The organism is Glutamicibacter sp. 2E12 (assembly GCF_050030965.1).
In the GTDB taxonomy this organism is placed as follows: Bacteria; Actinomycetota; Actinomycetes; order Actinomycetales; family Micrococcaceae; genus Glutamicibacter.
Map to the genome: position 1 here is coordinate 3,262,756 of NZ_CP188297.1, position 14,020 is coordinate 3,276,775.

The window sequence follows — 14,020 nt, forward strand, 5'->3', positions numbered from 1 at the left end:
CCAAGGGCTCAATGCGGTACTGACTCGAAAGCAAACGCGCTTCCGGTGCCACCCGCGGCGGCCATGAGCGCGATCGCCCTTTGCCCAGGTATCCGAGCCTGGTTGGCCTGCCAGAACAGCCGAGTCGCAAGAATCGCGCCGCTAGCACCGTAGGGGTGTCCCAACGCCAAGGCCCCGCCACCTTGGTTCACCGTCACCTCGGTGATCCCTAGCTCATCGAGGCATGCCAGGGCCTGGACCGCAAAGGCTTCGTTGAACTCGATCAGTGGAGTGCTGGAAGCAGCAGCGGATGGCAGCAGGCCGATGAGCTTGCGGTACGCCGGTACCGCCGCCATGCCGAGAATGCTGGGATCGCAAGCACCTGAAGCAGAAGCAAGGTAGCGCATTGCGAAGGTTGGGTTCAGTCTCTGGCGCATTTGTTCGCTCACCAAGATTACCGCAGCTGCACCATCGTTAATCGGGCAGGAGTTTCCCGCAGTCACGGTGCCACCGGGTACGAATGCCGGCTTGAGCGCAGCGAGCTTGCGAAGTGTCAGTCCGGGCCTGGGGCAGGTGTCGGCCGCTACTTGCCCGTTGCTTGTATCCACGGTGACAAGCTCGCGATCAAAGAGTCCAGCCGCTTGAGCGCGCAGCGCACGCTGGTGGCTCTGCAATGCGAAAGAATCTTGCCGCTCTTGTGCAATGCCGTAGGACTGGGCAATATTCTCCGCAGCTTCGCCCATTTCGGGGTCCGGGTCTCGCTTTGGAGTGAATCGGGCACGCGAGTAGAGGCGCGGAGGCTGGATTACGGAGGTTTGCTTTTCAACCCGCCATGGCGCGGTACTCACCGACTCCACGCCACCGGCCACCACGACATGCGCTTCACCGCAACGTATCATCCGCGCAGCGGCGGCAATTGCGTCCAGTCCACTGGCACATTGGGCATCGATGCTGGTCGCGCTGACGGTCTTGGGCAGCACCGACGCCAAAGCAGACACTCGCGCTATATTTCCGCCCGGTCCCGCCGCATTGCCGGCAAATACGTGGTCTACATCCGCAGGGGAGATGCCGCTTCGATCTATTAGCGCGTTGATCACCCGAGCCAGCAGTTGGTCTGCGGTAATGCGGGAATACTCCTTGCCTGCTCTGACGATGGGCGTGCGTGCTGCATTGATAATGAAGGCGTCATTCATCTGAGCCAGTCGCTCCGTTCAATGTTCAGATCCTGGAAGTCCAAAGCCGAGGCATTCAATTTTCCGCTGAAGGTCTCGGGCCACGATCGCAAGTAGATGATTTGGTGCGGGATCTTGTACTGGGGCAAATGCTTCTGCAGGCCTGTGAGAAGAGCGGACGGATTGCGGGGTGGCGAAACCGTGTAGGCCAGCAACCTGGCTGGTGCGCTCGATGCATCGATCCGCACTAAGGCATTGGCCAGCCCCTCGGCATTAAGCGCTGCGCCCACTTCGCCCGGGTGGATATTGTTTCCGTTGAGATTCATCATCCCGTCGTTGCGACGGGACAGGACGATGCGATTTGAACCCAGGAGCTTCGCCTGATCACCAATGCCGATTGCTGTGCCGCACCGAGCGATGACAGAGTCCGAGCTAAGGTCGTACCCCTTGGCGTTGAACGGGCTATCGATATAGAGCGAGCCAAAGCCTGAACCCGGCGTTGCCTCATGGGTGTGAGCCTGCACCCCGGGAAACAGCTGACCGTCGAAATAGGGAGTTCGCGGATGGTTGGCCAGTCGCTCGCGATACGCGATGAGGCTGTGCTCGCTGCTCCCGAAATATTCAACGCAGCGCGCCGACGGAGCCATCTGGTGAAGCGCTTGAACGGTCGCCTGGTCCAGGGATTCCCCGCCGCTGATGACCAATCGCAGGCTGGAGAACAGTGCCGGGTCATCCAGGGCCAGCACCTTGCCAAGAATTGTCGGTACGCTGACGATACGGGTGCAGCTGACGCGCGCCAGCAAAGACGCAACGCCCTTTTGATCCCATTTTCCGGAAGCCATGAAGGTGCCGCCAGCATGCAGGGACTCGACCATCGCGTAGAGGCCCAGACCGTGGGAAATGGGACTCGGGCAAAGAGTGGAATCCTCTGGCGAAGCGCCCAAAATCGTGGCGCCGGCACTCAGGGACGCTTCCCACGATGCAGCACTCCGGAGCACAGGCTTGGGACGCGATGAGCTTCCAGAAGTGCAAATGATCAGCAGGACTTCAGCGCAATGAGTCTTGGTCGCGGGCACAATGTATTCACCGGGCTCGGGTGGCTCGGGCGGCAAGGCGAATCTTGGGACGCCGGGCAAAGGCCGCGGAACCGTCGATTCAAGCACAAAATCGCATAGAAGAACTGCTGCCATGGAAGTGGCCAGATTTCCGGGCCAAGCAGGGTCAATCACCACCAATGTCTTGCCACTGCGCGCGATCGCATAAAAAGCGATGGCCATCTCAATCGGATCGCTGGTGTGCACAGCGATCCGATTGCCTGGAACGGATTCTAGCCGCTTGGCCAGAGCACCGCTTCTGCTGGCCAACTGCGCATAAGTCAGCCGGCTTTCAACCGTGAGCAGGGCAAGATGATCCGGTCGTTGATTGGCCCACCTTGCCAGTGCCTGCCACAGTTCCATCGAGCTACTTCATCAACCCGCGGTAGCTACGGTGCACGGTCAGGGCCACCAGGGTGGCGACTACGGCTTTGAGGACGTCCCCGGGCAGGAATCCGAGAGACCCCAGCAAGGATGTGCCCAGAGCAAGCCCGGTAACAGCAGCGGTCCACGGAACGCCAAACAGATAGATGACGACGATTCCGCCAAGGAGAGCCGAGGCCAGTCCGGACATGAATCGGGCGACCTTGTTTTCGTAGCGCAGAACCCAGTATTTGAAGAGGGCTCCAATAACGAGTGACCCGAAAATCCATCCAATGAGATATCCGCCGGTCGGCCCGAACAGGACTCCAAGCCCACCACGCCCACCAGCCAACAAGGGCAGCCCTGCCAAAGACAGGACTACGACAACCAGTGAGGCCAATGAACCTCGCCAAGGTCCCAATAAGGCGCCGGCCAGCATGACACCCAGGGTTTGCAGGGTAATGGGTACCGGGATGATCCCCAATGTAATAGGGGGAAGGAGCCCCATGGCCGCGATCATGGCGGCAAAGACTGCGACGTATACCGTATTGCGAGTTTGCGAAGTTGAGTCGGTGCGAGTTGGCATTGTGTTTCCTTGGAAGTGCGAGCGAGATGGAAGTAGCTGACGCGCTTAGCGTCGGTAAGGTGCTGAATCGTAGCCGCGGGCGTCTAACGCTTCGGCTGTCTCGTCAGCGATTTTTAGTGATCTGATAACTAATGGGACACTCACGGCCAACGGATTGTTGCCCAGACCCCGAGCATGCTGGGCTTCGCGGACTTCGAGGTATACCTTTTTCAATTCCGGAATGAACCGTATTGTCATGGACAATCCCAATGCGATTTGCGCTGGATTAGCTCCAAGGAATCGTAATGGAGAGGCAACCTGTTGGAAGAGCTCGAGCATCGCGTCAAAGCTTGTGGTGAGGCTGACGGCGTAGGCCATCAGGCACATGGTCAGCAGCCGCAGGACCGAGACCACGGCGTTGGCCCAATCGGTTTGCAGGGCGAGAAGAATGAAGACGATGCCGAGAATCATGGCCAATGAGAACAGTGGCATGCGCAGTTGCTTGAGGTCGACCCTAGCCGAAAGCAGCAGTATCGCACTGAGAATGAACAGGGGCAGCAAGACCTGCCACGAGCTAATCAAGTAAAGCCCGATGCTCAGAACCAGCAATGTTCCGAATTTCCATCCCGGCTTAACACGCGCTAGATACGAAGTATTCTTGGCCGCGATCATGCGTGGCTCCATTGGCGGTAATGGGCGATTGCTTCTTCCGGTCGGCCATCGAATGCGATAGCTCCGTCGGTGACCACGAGAACGCGGTCGAAATCTTCAAGTATTTCCAAATCGTGCGTCACCACAATTGCACGTTGCGCCAGCTTGGCTATTTCGCGTTGGAACGCGAGTCGATTGCGCAGATCCAGCATCGTAGTGGGTTCATCGAAAACAATGGTTCGTGGCCGCATGGCAAGGACGGAAGCGAGTGCGACCATTTGCTGCTCGCCGCCGGAAAGAGTGTGGCTTTCGCGATCTGCCAGATGCGAGATGTTGAGCTCTGCCAGTGTCTCATGCACGCGCAATTGGCGCTCTGCTTTGGGAATTTGCAAATTCTTCAGTCCGAACGCAATGTCTTCAGAGACCAGCGGCATGATGATTTGATTTGCTGGATTCTGGAAGACAAAACCAACATCGCGGCGGATCTGCTTTGCATGATTCCGAGTGTTCAGGTCGCCAACGTGCACGGATCCTTCAGTAGGCAAAACGAGGCCATTGATGAGCCGGGAGAGCGTACTCTTCCCAGCACCGTTTGCCCCGATAATGCCGATGCGCTGTTCGTTGAGAGTCAATCGCACATCCTTGAGGACATCGCGCTCTTCAAAGCGGACAGTGACATTCTCAAATCGAATTGGGGGTAGTTCCACGAGTGCTCCAGCGCAAGGTTCGTAGCTTGAACGGCGGGCTCCATGATCGGACAGCCATTCATGCTTGCGTTACAGATGACCGAAGAGCCATCGATTAAGAGCATACTTGATCACCGTTCAATTGTCTTGATCAGTGTTCAATAAATTCTTATGCAACGAAGAATTGTTCGTAGACCAAGCCCAGGGCCAAGAGGATCATTATGGTTCCGGAGCACATGGTTACGATGCGTGCCGCCATGGGCCGGGAGCGAAGCAGCACCCTGGCAGCCAATGCAACGGAGAAGTACACGAGGATCGATACCGCGAAATGAGTAAGCCCAAGAGCGCCGGTTTGCAGGGAGAGCGGAAGATCCAGGGATGAATCCAGGTACTGCGGGATGAGGGCCACATACAGCAGTAGTGCCTTGGGGTTAGTGCCGCTGGTGAGCAGGCCCTTGAGGAATTGGCCGCGTAGCGATCGATGACGGACCTTGTCCAACAGCGCGACGGTGCTATCGGTAGGTTCGGGATTGCTCCGAGGGTAATCGCCATCGAGTGCTTCAATTTCGGAGGTAGATGGAGCATTGGCATCAAAGAACCTGGCGTTCCTGCAGGAACGCAGGGTCGCAATGCCTAGCCACAGCAGATAGACCGATCCGGCTGCCGTGAGCCAGAGGAGAAGTGACGGGGAACTCGCGACCAGGGCCGCAATTCCGCACACCAGCAATGCAGTATGAACCAGGTATCCCGAGAGCAATCCCCATACGGCTGGGCGATAGCTGGTTTTGCCCAGTGCAGAGGAAATGATGTACGCCCAGTCGGCGCCGGGCGTGCACGCCAACGTCACCGATACCAAGAGGAACCCGGTGAACTGCGATAGATCCATTGCTTCTCCAAATCTAGAAACCTGTGCTCTGATAACAGTAAGGAAAAAATCGTGAAATGTGCTTGCCGATTCTTTGGGGATACCCGGCCCTTCGGCAAGAAAAAATTGCTCTGGCGTTAAATGGCGCAAATTATTTGTGCTGTAGTCTGATTTCATGGATGAACTAGACCGTGCGATCTTGGCCGAGTTGCAGAATGACGGACGGATGAGCGCTACCGCGGTAGCTGCAAAAGTTGGGCTATCGGTGGCTCCCTGCCATCGCCGGATCAAAGATCTTGAGCGCAGGGGAGTCATCAGCGGCTACCAAGCGGTGATTGACCCGGAGAAGGTTGGACTGGGATTCGAGGCCCTGGTTTTCGTCACGTTGAAAGACAGAGCGCAGCTTAAGCATTTTGAATTAGCAGTAGAGAGGGAAGAGCTAATAGTTGATGCGCAGCGCCTTTTCGGCGAGCCAGACTTCCTATTGCGAGTCTTTGCCAAGGATCTGCCGCATTACCAGCGTGTATACGACGAGGTCCTAGTTGATCTACCGGGCGTGGAAAAATTGACGAGCACCATAGTCATGCGAAACATCAAGGAGCGTGCGGTTCTGCCCGTCTAGGACGTCTTGTCGGACGGCTTCCGGTTGCGGGTTACCGCCGGCGTCAAGGACAACGAAATAATCAGAACTACCGCGCAAATCCATAAGGCCTGAGGCAACTTCAAGGTATCGACGACGAAACCAATAAATGGTGGACCGCCAAGCATTGCTCCATATCCAAACGCACTGACGATGCTCACCGCTTTTGGACCCAGGCGTTCTCCGCGGGAAGCAGCGATGCTCATGCCCAAGGGGAAGCCGAGCGAGCTACCGAGGCCCCACAATGCTGCACCGAGGCCTACTAGGGAGGGACTTGTGCCGGTGATGAACAAGCCGACGCCGAGAAGGCCGATAATTCCCATGATCAGGAGTGTATTTTTCGTGCCGAAGCGGTCCACAAGGCGACCGCCGACAAAGCGTCCCAGCGTCATTGCTGCGACGAACAAGGTGAACATGAGCGCGCCAATTTGATGCTTGAAACCGTGCCCGTCAACCGAAGTAACGGCAATCCAATCATTGGCCGCACCCTCGCTGAAACTTAAACCGGCGACCATTATGCCAAGCAGCAGCAAGAGTCCCATTTTGTGCGTTGATTGAATTCGGTTCTGGGGGACATCCTTGTTGATTGGAACCAAATTTTCGTTTTCCCAGCAGGTAATACCTCGATGGGCAACGTAAGCGAGAAGAAGAATGATGACCGCGACAAACGAGAAGTGCCAAAGGCTCGAGATATTCAAGGAAATGGTTGCTGTTGCCACCCCGGCGCCAATTAGGGTTCCCAGGCTGAAGAACCCATGAAGGGAAGGCATGATGCTGCGGCCGACACGACGTTCAACCTGTGCGCCGCTGACGTTCATCATGATGTCCAAACAGCCAAAAGTAAGCCCGTAAAAGAACAGGGCTACGTAGGCAAGAGTGGCTTCCTCGGTTATCGAAATGGCTATGCCCAGTACGACCAAACATGCTGCTAATCCGATGGGCAAACAGCACAACAGGCGGCGTGTTGGAACGAATTTGCTCACCGACGGAATAAGGGAGATTCCGAGCAAAGTTCCGATGGTGCTGCAAATCAAGAACGATCCGAGGTTCAAGCCAGAGAAATCGAAAACAGCGTCGATAATGGAGAGGCGGCCTGCCCAAGTCGCAAAAGATAATCCTGCAAGAAGGAATATTAGATTGATGCTGGTGCGTTCCGTGATTCTCTGTCGCGCGAGGTGGGCGACCAGTTGGGTCATCGGGCACTGTCCCTTTCGATTTCTACAATTCCTAGAGTTTATCTCAAATTAGGGGGATAAGTTACTGTTCAGTCGGGATTCTGAGTGATTATGCGCCGCTGCACGGCTCACGATCATGACATTCACAGATTCGACGGCCGGACCAGGAAGAGAAACGGTGGTGAAGAACGAAAGTTCTCGCTAGTCAGCAAATTTCTTTGCGGAAAATACGGGTATGGTGGCATTGCCCACCGGGAAGTACGCTTGAGATGAAAACTCGTAAATTTCTTGCGTGCAGAGGTGGGATCGTGAAGTTGAGTTCCGAACAATGCGGAGTGATCATCGTGGGTGCTGGATTGGCCGGGCTGGTTGCAGCGTCCGAGGCACTTGATGCAGGACTGAGAGTCCGAATCCTGGATCAGGAAAACAGGGGTAATCTCGGCGGCCAGGCTTACTGGTCTTTTGGGGGACTGTTTCTCGTTGATACTCCTGAACAGCGCCGCTTGGGAGTTCGTGATTCTTTTGACCTTGCCTGGTCGGATTGGCAGCATAGTGCACAATTTGACCGGTTGGACGATGAGGACCTGTGGGCGCAACGTTGGGCCAAAGCCTACGTGGAGTTCGCAGCTACTGAAAAACGGTCCTGGATCAAGCAAAAAGGCATAGATCTGACTCCAGTTGTGGGCTGGGCAGAGCGCGGCGATGGTCGCGCCGAAGGGCATGGGAATTCTGTACCCAGATTTCACATCGCCTGGGGAACTGGCACCGGGGTATCGATGCCATTTGTGAATAGGGTGCTCGACGGACTGCAAACGGGACATGCCGAGTTGCTCAACCGCCACAGGGTTACTGGATTGGTGACCACTGACGGTTCAGTTACCGGCGTTCGCGGTGAGGTCTTGTCGCCTGATGACGCTCCACGCGGGCAACAGTCGTCAAGAAACGTGGTTTCGGAGTTCGAGTTTTCGGCTGAAGCAGTGGTGATTGCAACCGGGGGAATAGGCGGAAATCAGGACCTGGTTCGGAAACTCTGGCCCGACAGGCTCGGCATCGCGCCGGGGCGCATGATTACCGGCGTTCCGAATTATGTTGACGGCAGCGGCATTGAACTCTCGCAGGAGGTGGGGGCGCGTCTTGTTAACCGCGATCGAATGTGGCATTACACAGAGGGAATCCAGAATTGGAACCCAATTTGGCCCGCTCATGGAATTAGAATTTTGCCCGGTCCAAGCCCGATGTGGTTCGATGCCGAAGGGAACCGCCTTCGTCCTCCTTGCCTTCCGGGGCACGACACTTTGGGCACGTTGAAATACCTGCGCACCGATCCCACTGCGCGAAAGTACGACTATTCATGGTTCGTGCTAAATCAGCGAATTATCGAGAAGGAGTTTGCGCTGTCAGGGTCGGAGCAAAATCCAGATCTGACTAATCGGGATAAAGCCGGAGTTATCAAGGACCGGTTCTTTGGCAAGGGTGCTCCGGGGCCGGTCACGGATTTCTTGAACAAAGGTGCGGATTTCGTTTCAGCGACTACCGTCGAGGAGCTCGTGACGAAGATGAATGCAATCGCGCCGGAAGCACATATTGATCCGATGCGGCTTCACCAGCAACTAATGGTTCGTGATTCGCAAACTGAAAATCCATTTAGCAAAGATCGCCAAATTCAATCTATCCGCAATGCCCGAAAGTACATCGGAGACCGTTTGACCCGAGCAGTTGCTCCGCACAGGATACTCGATCCTGCGGCGGGGCCATTGATAGCTGTGAAGCTGCACATTCTGACGCGAAAGTCATTAGGCGGACTGCAGACAGACCTATCTGGGCAAGTCCTCAAATACGACGGAACAGTTCTTGACGGGCTTTATGCGGCCGGTGAAGCTTCTGGATTCGGGGGCGGCGGGATGCATGGGTACAACGCGCTGGAAGGAACTTTCTTGGGCGGGTGCTTATTTAGTGGCCGGCAAATAGGACGAGGGCTGGCTGACAGGCTCGGCCGGAAAGGGCCTCAAGCTAGAAATGAGGCCTAACACTGGTCAAATTCCTAGATCTGGATAGATGCGAAAACCGCCGTTCACTTGTATTACCAAGTGAACGGCGGTTTATTTCGTACCCCCGGCCGGATTCGAACCGGCGACCTAGAGATTAGAAGGCTCTTGCTCTATCCAGCTGAGCTACGGAGGCATAACCGAAAATAGTTTAGCTCATTGATCACCAAAAATACGACTTGAGGCCGATAGGCTGGAGAAACGAATGTAGATCATCATCTGATTAGGAGTAGTTAAGTTGCCGAAATTGAGAATCGGTAGCGTGTTGAGCATCGTGTGCTTCTGTGTGCTAAGCGTGGTTTTAGCTTGGGCCGTAGCGTTGCCGCTTTGGATGGGAGAAGGCATAAATGATGCCAAGCTTCCAGGAATCGCCATGGCAATGATGTTTACCCCGACCATCGCTGCTCTAGTGATTGCCATTGTCGAACGCCGGCTAACGAGCTTCACCTCCGAGGTTGGGCTCTGGCCAATCAAGCGTCCGGGGAAGTTTGCCATCGCACTGGTGCTGTCCTATGTGATTCCGCTCGGGCTCATACTTCAAGCGCCCTTCATCGGAACATGGCTAGGGGTCTTCCCTGGTGATCTGCAGAATTTCACCGTACTGCGCGTTGTCTCCGGCCAGGAAGGCCCGACAATCTACCTTCTCGGACAGGCGGGGTTGATAGTTGTCGCTGGCCTCATGAATTCCTTGTTTGCTTTAGGAGAGGAGATTGGTTGGCGGGGATGGCTTTGGATTCGCCTGCAGCCTTATGGGCAACTTGTATCAATTCTTGTATCCGGCGTCGTCTGGGGGATCTGGCATGCACCATTGGTGCTTCTGGGCTACAACTATCCGATGGCTGCGGGCGCGTGGGGAGTCATGGCTATGTGCGGCATGTGTACCGTATTTGGCGCCTTCCTTGGCTGGTTGCGTACCTACAGTGATTCCGTATGGCCAGCGGCTTTGGCGCATGGAGCCTTCAACGCCAGCGTGGGATTGGTTTCACTGTTTATGGTGATGGGAGTTCCTTTGGACGCAACAAAAGCATCAATCATGGGTTGGTCCGGCTGGATCTTGCCAGGAATCGTCATAGCCGCCATGCTATTGAAAGGCGCATTCAAACCTCAATGGGCTAAAGATTTATCCACAGGCCGTTGACTTTGCGTCCGACCGGATCTTGCGGTGCGCCATCATCGGATTCAATGGCAGAAAAGGCTTCTGCCATTTGTATCCAATAGGAGGCAGTCCAATGAGCGATCTTGTGACAATCCGCGGAATTGTCGGAACGGAACCTCAACTCAGCATTACGCCCAAGGGCGTTTCTATCTTGAAATTCCGAGTAGCGACGCATGAGCGAAAACGCGATCTTGAAACAGGGCAGTGGGTCGACGGGCCGACCAATTGGTATGCGGTTTCGGCGTTCCGTACCCTGGGAGAGAATTCCATGGAATCCCTGGGGCAAGGCGACCATGTAATGATTTTCGGAAAGTTGCAGATCCGAGAATTCGAACGAGCAGATGGCTCGCGAGGGAATAGCGCAGATATCGAGGCTTATTCAATTGGTCACGATCTGCGTTTTGGAACGAGTTCCTTCAACCGTGTACGGACAGATACCGGCGAAATGGAGCGTGTGCAGCACCCGTCACGTTCGTCCGACACTGAAGCGAGCTGGCAAAGCGAGGATGGGGAAGCGGCCTGAAGACGCGTGTTCTGGTGGTGTTTGAGGGTTTCGTGTGAATCCGGGCACCACCAACCCAAAATAGTGGTGTGTGGATTCGGAAATGACCCCCGCAACAGACTAGCCTTAAGAACATGGCGGAATTCATTTACACGATGACCAAGGCTCGCAAGGCCGTTGGCGACAAAGTCATCCTTGACAATGTCAGCATGTCGTTCTTCCCCGGTGCCAAAATTGGCGTCGTGGGACCCAACGGTGCTGGTAAGTCAACGATCCTAAAGATCATGGCGGGGATCGATACTCCCTCCAACGGTGAAGCGCGTCTTTCACCGGGCTACTCGGTAGGCATCCTGCTGCAGGAACCCCCACTGAATGAAGAAAAGACCGTCCTGGGCAACGTCCAGGAAGGTGTTGGCGAGATCTATGAAAAGATCACTCGCTTCAACGAAATCTCGGAAGAGATGGCACAGGACGGTGCCGACTTCGACACGCTCCTGGAAGAAATGGGCAAGCTGCAGGAAGCGATTGACGCTGCCGACGCTTGGGACATTGACAATCAGCTCGAACAGGCAATGGACGCGCTGCGCTGCCCACCAGGCGACGAGAAAGTTACCCACCTCTCCGGTGGTGAACGTCGACGTGTAGCACTGTGCAAGCTTCTCCTGCAGAAGCCGGACTTGCTGCTGCTCGATGAGCCTACTAACCACTTGGACGCAGAGTCCGTACTGTGGCTGGAACAGCACCTGGCATCTTACCCGGGCGCCGTGCTGGCCGTAACCCACGACCGCTACTTCCTGGACCATGTCGCCGAATGGATCTGTGAAGTTGACCGCGGTCGCCTGCACCCATACGAGGGCAACTACTCCACTTACCTGGAGAAGAAGCGCGAGCGCATGGAAGTTCAGGGCAAGAAAGACCAGAAGCTTGCTAAGCGTCTGGCAGAAGAACTCGAGTGGGTTCGTTCGAACGCCAAGGGCCGTCAGACTAAGTCGAAGGCTCGTCTGGCGCGCTACGAGGAAATGGCTGCGGAAGCCGAGCGCACCCGCAAGCTGGACTTCGAAGAAATCCAGATTCCGCCAGGCCCGCGCCTGGGCCAGCTGGTAATCGAAGCCGAAAACTTGAAGAAGGGATTCGGCGATCGTGTATTGATCGATGGTCTGTCCTTCTCGCTACCGCGCAACGGCATCGTGGGTGTCATTGGTCCCAACGGCGTCGGCAAGTCGACCCTGTTCAAGACCATCGTTGGCATGGAAGAGCTTGACGGTGGCACCCTGAAGGTCGGCGACACGGTCAAGATTTCCTATGTCGACCAGAATCGCGAAAATATCGACCCAGAGAAGTCGTTGTGGGAGGTCGTTTCTGACGGCCTCGATTACATCAACGTCGGTCAAGTTGAGATGCCATCGCGTGCCTACGTTTCGGCGTTCGGGTTCAAGGGCCCAGACCAGCAGAAGAAGGCAGGTGTTCTCTCCGGTGGTGAGCGCAACCGTCTGAACCTGGCACTGACCCTCAAGCAGGGTGGCAACCTGTTGCTGCTCGATGAGCCTACTAACGACTTGGACGTTGAAACCCTGTCGTCGTTGGAAAACGCGCTGCTTGAGTTCCCGGGTTGCGCTGTAGTGGTCTCCCACGACCGTTGGTTCCTGGACCGAGTCGCGACCCACATCTTGTCGTACGAGGGCACTGAGGAGAACCCATCGAACTGGTACTGGTTCGAAGGCAACTTCGACTCTTACGAGAGCAACAAGGTTGAACGATTGGGTGCCGACGCGGCTAAGCCGCACCGTGTTACCCACCGTCGCCTGACCCGCGACTAATCCACGGGCATGAAAATAGCCGCCACATTTGTGGCGGCTATTTTTATGCCGCAGGAGGCATCGTTCAATTAGCTCGTCGTCGAATCGGCACGCAATCCGGACAATTTCAGATACTCGCGATCCTGGTAAAGCAGGTGTTGCTGTTGCGCATGCCCGAAGAGTACCGCATGGACTTCAGCAGCAATCAGGCGGGAGCCTCCAACGCTGATGGAGGAGTGGATACTGGCGCGGAAAGCAACGGGAGCCTCGATGAAATGTGGCTCGCCGGTGGGCAAGACCCGGAAATGTTGATCGCTGGTAAATCGTGGGGCACCCGGGCGCGCGAAATTATTTGCCAGCTCGTGCTGGTCTTCGCCGAGCATATGGATCACGAAACTCGGTGCTGCTAGCACAGCGCCGGCAGCGCCGGATTCTTTGGCCAGCGAGAACGAAACGGCAACGGGATCAATGGAAAGTGAAGCGAGGGAAGAGATAGTTAAACCGTAGAATGCCCCGTCGACCGCTGCAGTAATCACTGCTACTCCAGCAGGATGGTGACGGAAGGCTGTACGGAATCCATCTGATAATTCGCTCACTGAGCCGCTCCTTTGCCTGGAGTTGGAATAAAACTCCAGTAACTGATGCAAAAGCCCGAGCTTTTGCCAACAACTTTGAATACTTCCACCCTAAGACCTCAAGTAAACTTGAGGTCAAGGAAAGGGGTGGTGATGCTTCACACAGCGGAATCTGGGGATTGCGAAAAAGATTTTCCCGGGCGTGAGCTGCTAAGCATCGGGCAGGTTAGCGAACGCACTGGTGTGGCCAGATCTGCACTGCATTATTACGAAGATATTGGGCTGATCGTTTCCATGCGGACAGCGGGGAATCAGCGACGCTATCCTCGCCACTTGCTGCGTCGTATCTCGTTGATCAGTGTCGGCCGGAAGTTGGGCATCCCACTCAGCGACATCAAGCGTGCTTTGGCACCAGTGCCGATGGGAAAAATCCCCGAGGAAAGAGACTGGCTTCGCGCGACAGAGGAATGGAAGAAAGTACTCGAAGCGAGGCGGCGTGCCATCGAGGAATTAGAAGATCGGCTTATGGGATGCATTGGATGCGGCTGCCTGTCGATGCAGGCCTGCAGCCTCCTGAATCCGGAAGACCAATTGGCGCGTGAAGGTGTGGGCGCGCGGCGATTGGAAGCACCCGCAGATGCCGGGGAGCAGTCCATGTAGCCGGAGGGGCAGAACATTACCTGTTTTGAAATTCCGATATCCTCTGGCGCCTTCGATTGGCGCCGCCTGGAACTCCCGTACTGAACTCGGCACTTA

Annotated in this window: 14 protein-coding genes and 1 tRNA gene; 6 read left to right on the top strand and 9 right to left on the bottom strand. The window is 55.8% G+C overall.

All coding sequences use genetic code 11. The features are described 5' to 3' along the window. Positions 1–8: 8 nt before the first annotated feature. The 6 genes from ACP3TE_RS15320 to ACP3TE_RS15345 form a co-directional block, all read right to left on the bottom strand. A complete protein-coding gene (locus ACP3TE_RS15320) occupies positions 9–1,172 on the bottom strand; it encodes a thiolase family protein (RefSeq protein WP_105656641.1) in 1,164 nt (387 codons plus the stop codon). Next, the gene (locus tag ACP3TE_RS15325; protein ID WP_426734112.1) at positions 1,169–2,608 is read right to left on the bottom strand and encodes a class I adenylate-forming enzyme family protein; all 1,440 of its coding nucleotides are present in this window, start codon (positions 2,606–2,608) and stop codon (positions 1,169–1,171) included. The genes ACP3TE_RS15320 and ACP3TE_RS15325 overlap by 4 nt, the downstream gene beginning before the upstream one ends. 4 nt (positions 2,609–2,612) lie before the next feature. After that, the gene (locus tag ACP3TE_RS15330) at positions 2,613–3,194 is read right to left on the bottom strand and encodes a biotin transporter BioY (protein ID WP_105656639.1); all 582 of its coding nucleotides are present in this window, start codon (positions 3,192–3,194) and stop codon (positions 2,613–2,615) included. Between the two features lie 45 nt (positions 3,195–3,239). Beyond that, positions 3,240–3,845 carry an energy-coupling factor transporter transmembrane component T family protein gene (locus tag ACP3TE_RS15335; protein WP_166650789.1) on the bottom strand — a complete coding sequence of 202 codons (606 nt, stop codon included), beginning with the start codon at positions 3,843–3,845 and terminating at the stop codon, positions 3,240–3,242. Next, positions 3,842–4,531: an energy-coupling factor ABC transporter ATP-binding protein gene (locus tag ACP3TE_RS15340; protein WP_105656637.1), complete on the bottom strand. Its 690-nt coding sequence runs from the start codon at positions 4,529–4,531 to the stop codon at positions 3,842–3,844. The genes ACP3TE_RS15335 and ACP3TE_RS15340 overlap by 4 nt, the downstream gene beginning before the upstream one ends. A 148-nt stretch (positions 4,532–4,679) precedes the next feature. Next, entirely contained in the window at positions 4,680–5,396 is a 717-nt protein-coding gene (locus ACP3TE_RS15345; RefSeq protein WP_105661450.1) for a LysE family translocator, read from the bottom strand. A 154-nt stretch (positions 5,397–5,550) separates the two neighbouring features. On the opposite strand from ACP3TE_RS15345, the gene ACP3TE_RS15350 reads away from it, so the two are divergent. After that, entirely contained in the window at positions 5,551–5,997 is a 447-nt protein-coding gene (locus ACP3TE_RS15350) for an Lrp/AsnC family transcriptional regulator (RefSeq protein WP_105659214.1), read from the top strand. On the opposite strand, the gene ACP3TE_RS15355 is transcribed toward ACP3TE_RS15350, so the two are convergent. Beyond that, complete coding sequence (locus tag ACP3TE_RS15355) at positions 5,994–7,211, bottom strand: MFS transporter (RefSeq protein ID WP_105659215.1); 1,218 nt, start codon at positions 7,209–7,211, stop codon at positions 5,994–5,996. The genes ACP3TE_RS15350 and ACP3TE_RS15355 overlap by 4 nt on opposite strands. 293 nt (positions 7,212–7,504) lie before the next feature. Here ACP3TE_RS15355 and ACP3TE_RS15360 point away from each other — a divergent pair, with 293 nt between their 5' ends. Next, a complete protein-coding gene (locus ACP3TE_RS15360; protein ID WP_426736238.1) occupies positions 7,505–9,217 on the top strand; it encodes an FAD-binding dehydrogenase in 1,713 nt (570 codons plus the stop codon). 80 nt (positions 9,218–9,297) lie between these two features. On the opposite strand, the gene ACP3TE_RS15365 is transcribed toward ACP3TE_RS15360, so the two are convergent. After that, positions 9,298–9,371 (bottom strand) — tRNA-Arg (locus ACP3TE_RS15365). Between the two features lie 126 nt (positions 9,372–9,497). Between ACP3TE_RS15365 and ACP3TE_RS15370 the strand changes: the two genes are divergently transcribed. The 3 genes from ACP3TE_RS15370 (at position 9,498) to ettA (ending at position 12,710) form a co-directional block, all read left to right on the top strand. Continuing rightward, a complete protein-coding gene (locus ACP3TE_RS15370; protein WP_400342454.1) occupies positions 9,498–10,373 on the top strand; it encodes a CPBP family intramembrane glutamic endopeptidase in 876 nt (291 codons plus the stop codon). Between the two features lie 91 nt (positions 10,374–10,464). Continuing rightward, positions 10,465–10,914 (top strand): single-stranded DNA-binding protein, encoded by a 450-nt coding sequence (locus ACP3TE_RS15375; RefSeq protein WP_400342453.1) that lies wholly within the window; start codon positions 10,465–10,467, stop codon positions 10,912–10,914. Positions 10,915–11,027: 113 nt separating this feature from the next. Next, positions 11,028–12,710, top strand: coding sequence for an energy-dependent translational throttle protein EttA (gene ettA, locus ACP3TE_RS15380; protein ID WP_105661447.1), 1,683 nt, complete (start codon positions 11,028–11,030; stop codon positions 12,708–12,710). A gap of 68 nt (positions 12,711–12,778) precedes the next feature. Here ettA and ACP3TE_RS15385 read toward each other — a convergent pair whose 3' ends face one another. Then, positions 12,779–13,285, bottom strand: a complete 507-nt coding sequence (locus ACP3TE_RS15385) for a flavin reductase family protein (RefSeq protein WP_166650788.1) — start codon at positions 13,283–13,285, stop codon at positions 12,779–12,781. A gap of 132 nt (positions 13,286–13,417) precedes the next feature. Between ACP3TE_RS15385 and soxR the strand changes: the two genes are divergently transcribed. Beyond that, positions 13,418–13,924: a redox-sensitive transcriptional activator SoxR gene (gene soxR / locus ACP3TE_RS15390; protein WP_400342489.1), complete on the top strand. Its 507-nt coding sequence runs from the start codon at positions 13,418–13,420 to the stop codon at positions 13,922–13,924. Positions 13,925–14,020: the final 96 nt, after the last annotated feature.

What these genes read in the sequence shown, in the direction of transcription:
- ACP3TE_RS15320 (WP_105656641.1), bottom strand. Translation starts at nt 1,172, where the DNA reads ATGAATGACGCCTTCATTATCAATGCAGCACGCACGCCCATCGTCAGA.
- ACP3TE_RS15325 (WP_426734112.1), bottom strand. Translation starts at nt 2,608, where the DNA reads ATGGAACTGTGGCAGGCACTGGCAAGGTGGGCCAATCAACGACCGGAT.
- ACP3TE_RS15330 (WP_105656639.1), bottom strand. Translation starts at nt 3,194, where the DNA reads ATGCCAACTCGCACCGACTCAACTTCGCAAACTCGCAATACGGTATAC.
- ACP3TE_RS15335 (WP_166650789.1), bottom strand. Translation starts at nt 3,845, where the DNA reads ATGATCGCGGCCAAGAATACTTCGTATCTAGCGCGTGTTAAGCCGGGA.
- ACP3TE_RS15345 (WP_105661450.1), bottom strand. Translation starts at nt 5,396, where the DNA reads ATGGATCTATCGCAGTTCACCGGGTTCCTCTTGGTATCGGTGACGTTG.
- ACP3TE_RS15350 (WP_105659214.1), top strand. Translation starts at nt 5,551, where the DNA reads ATGGATGAACTAGACCGTGCGATCTTGGCCGAGTTGCAGAATGACGGA.
- ACP3TE_RS15355 (WP_105659215.1), bottom strand. Translation starts at nt 7,211, where the DNA reads ATGACCCAACTGGTCGCCCACCTCGCGCGACAGAGAATCACGGAACGC.
- ACP3TE_RS15375 (WP_400342453.1), top strand. Translation starts at nt 10,465, where the DNA reads ATGAGCGATCTTGTGACAATCCGCGGAATTGTCGGAACGGAACCTCAA.
- ettA (WP_105661447.1), top strand. Translation starts at nt 11,028, where the DNA reads ATGGCGGAATTCATTTACACGATGACCAAGGCTCGCAAGGCCGTTGGC.
- soxR (WP_400342489.1), top strand. Translation starts at nt 13,418, where the DNA reads ATGCTTCACACAGCGGAATCTGGGGATTGCGAAAAAGATTTTCCCGGG.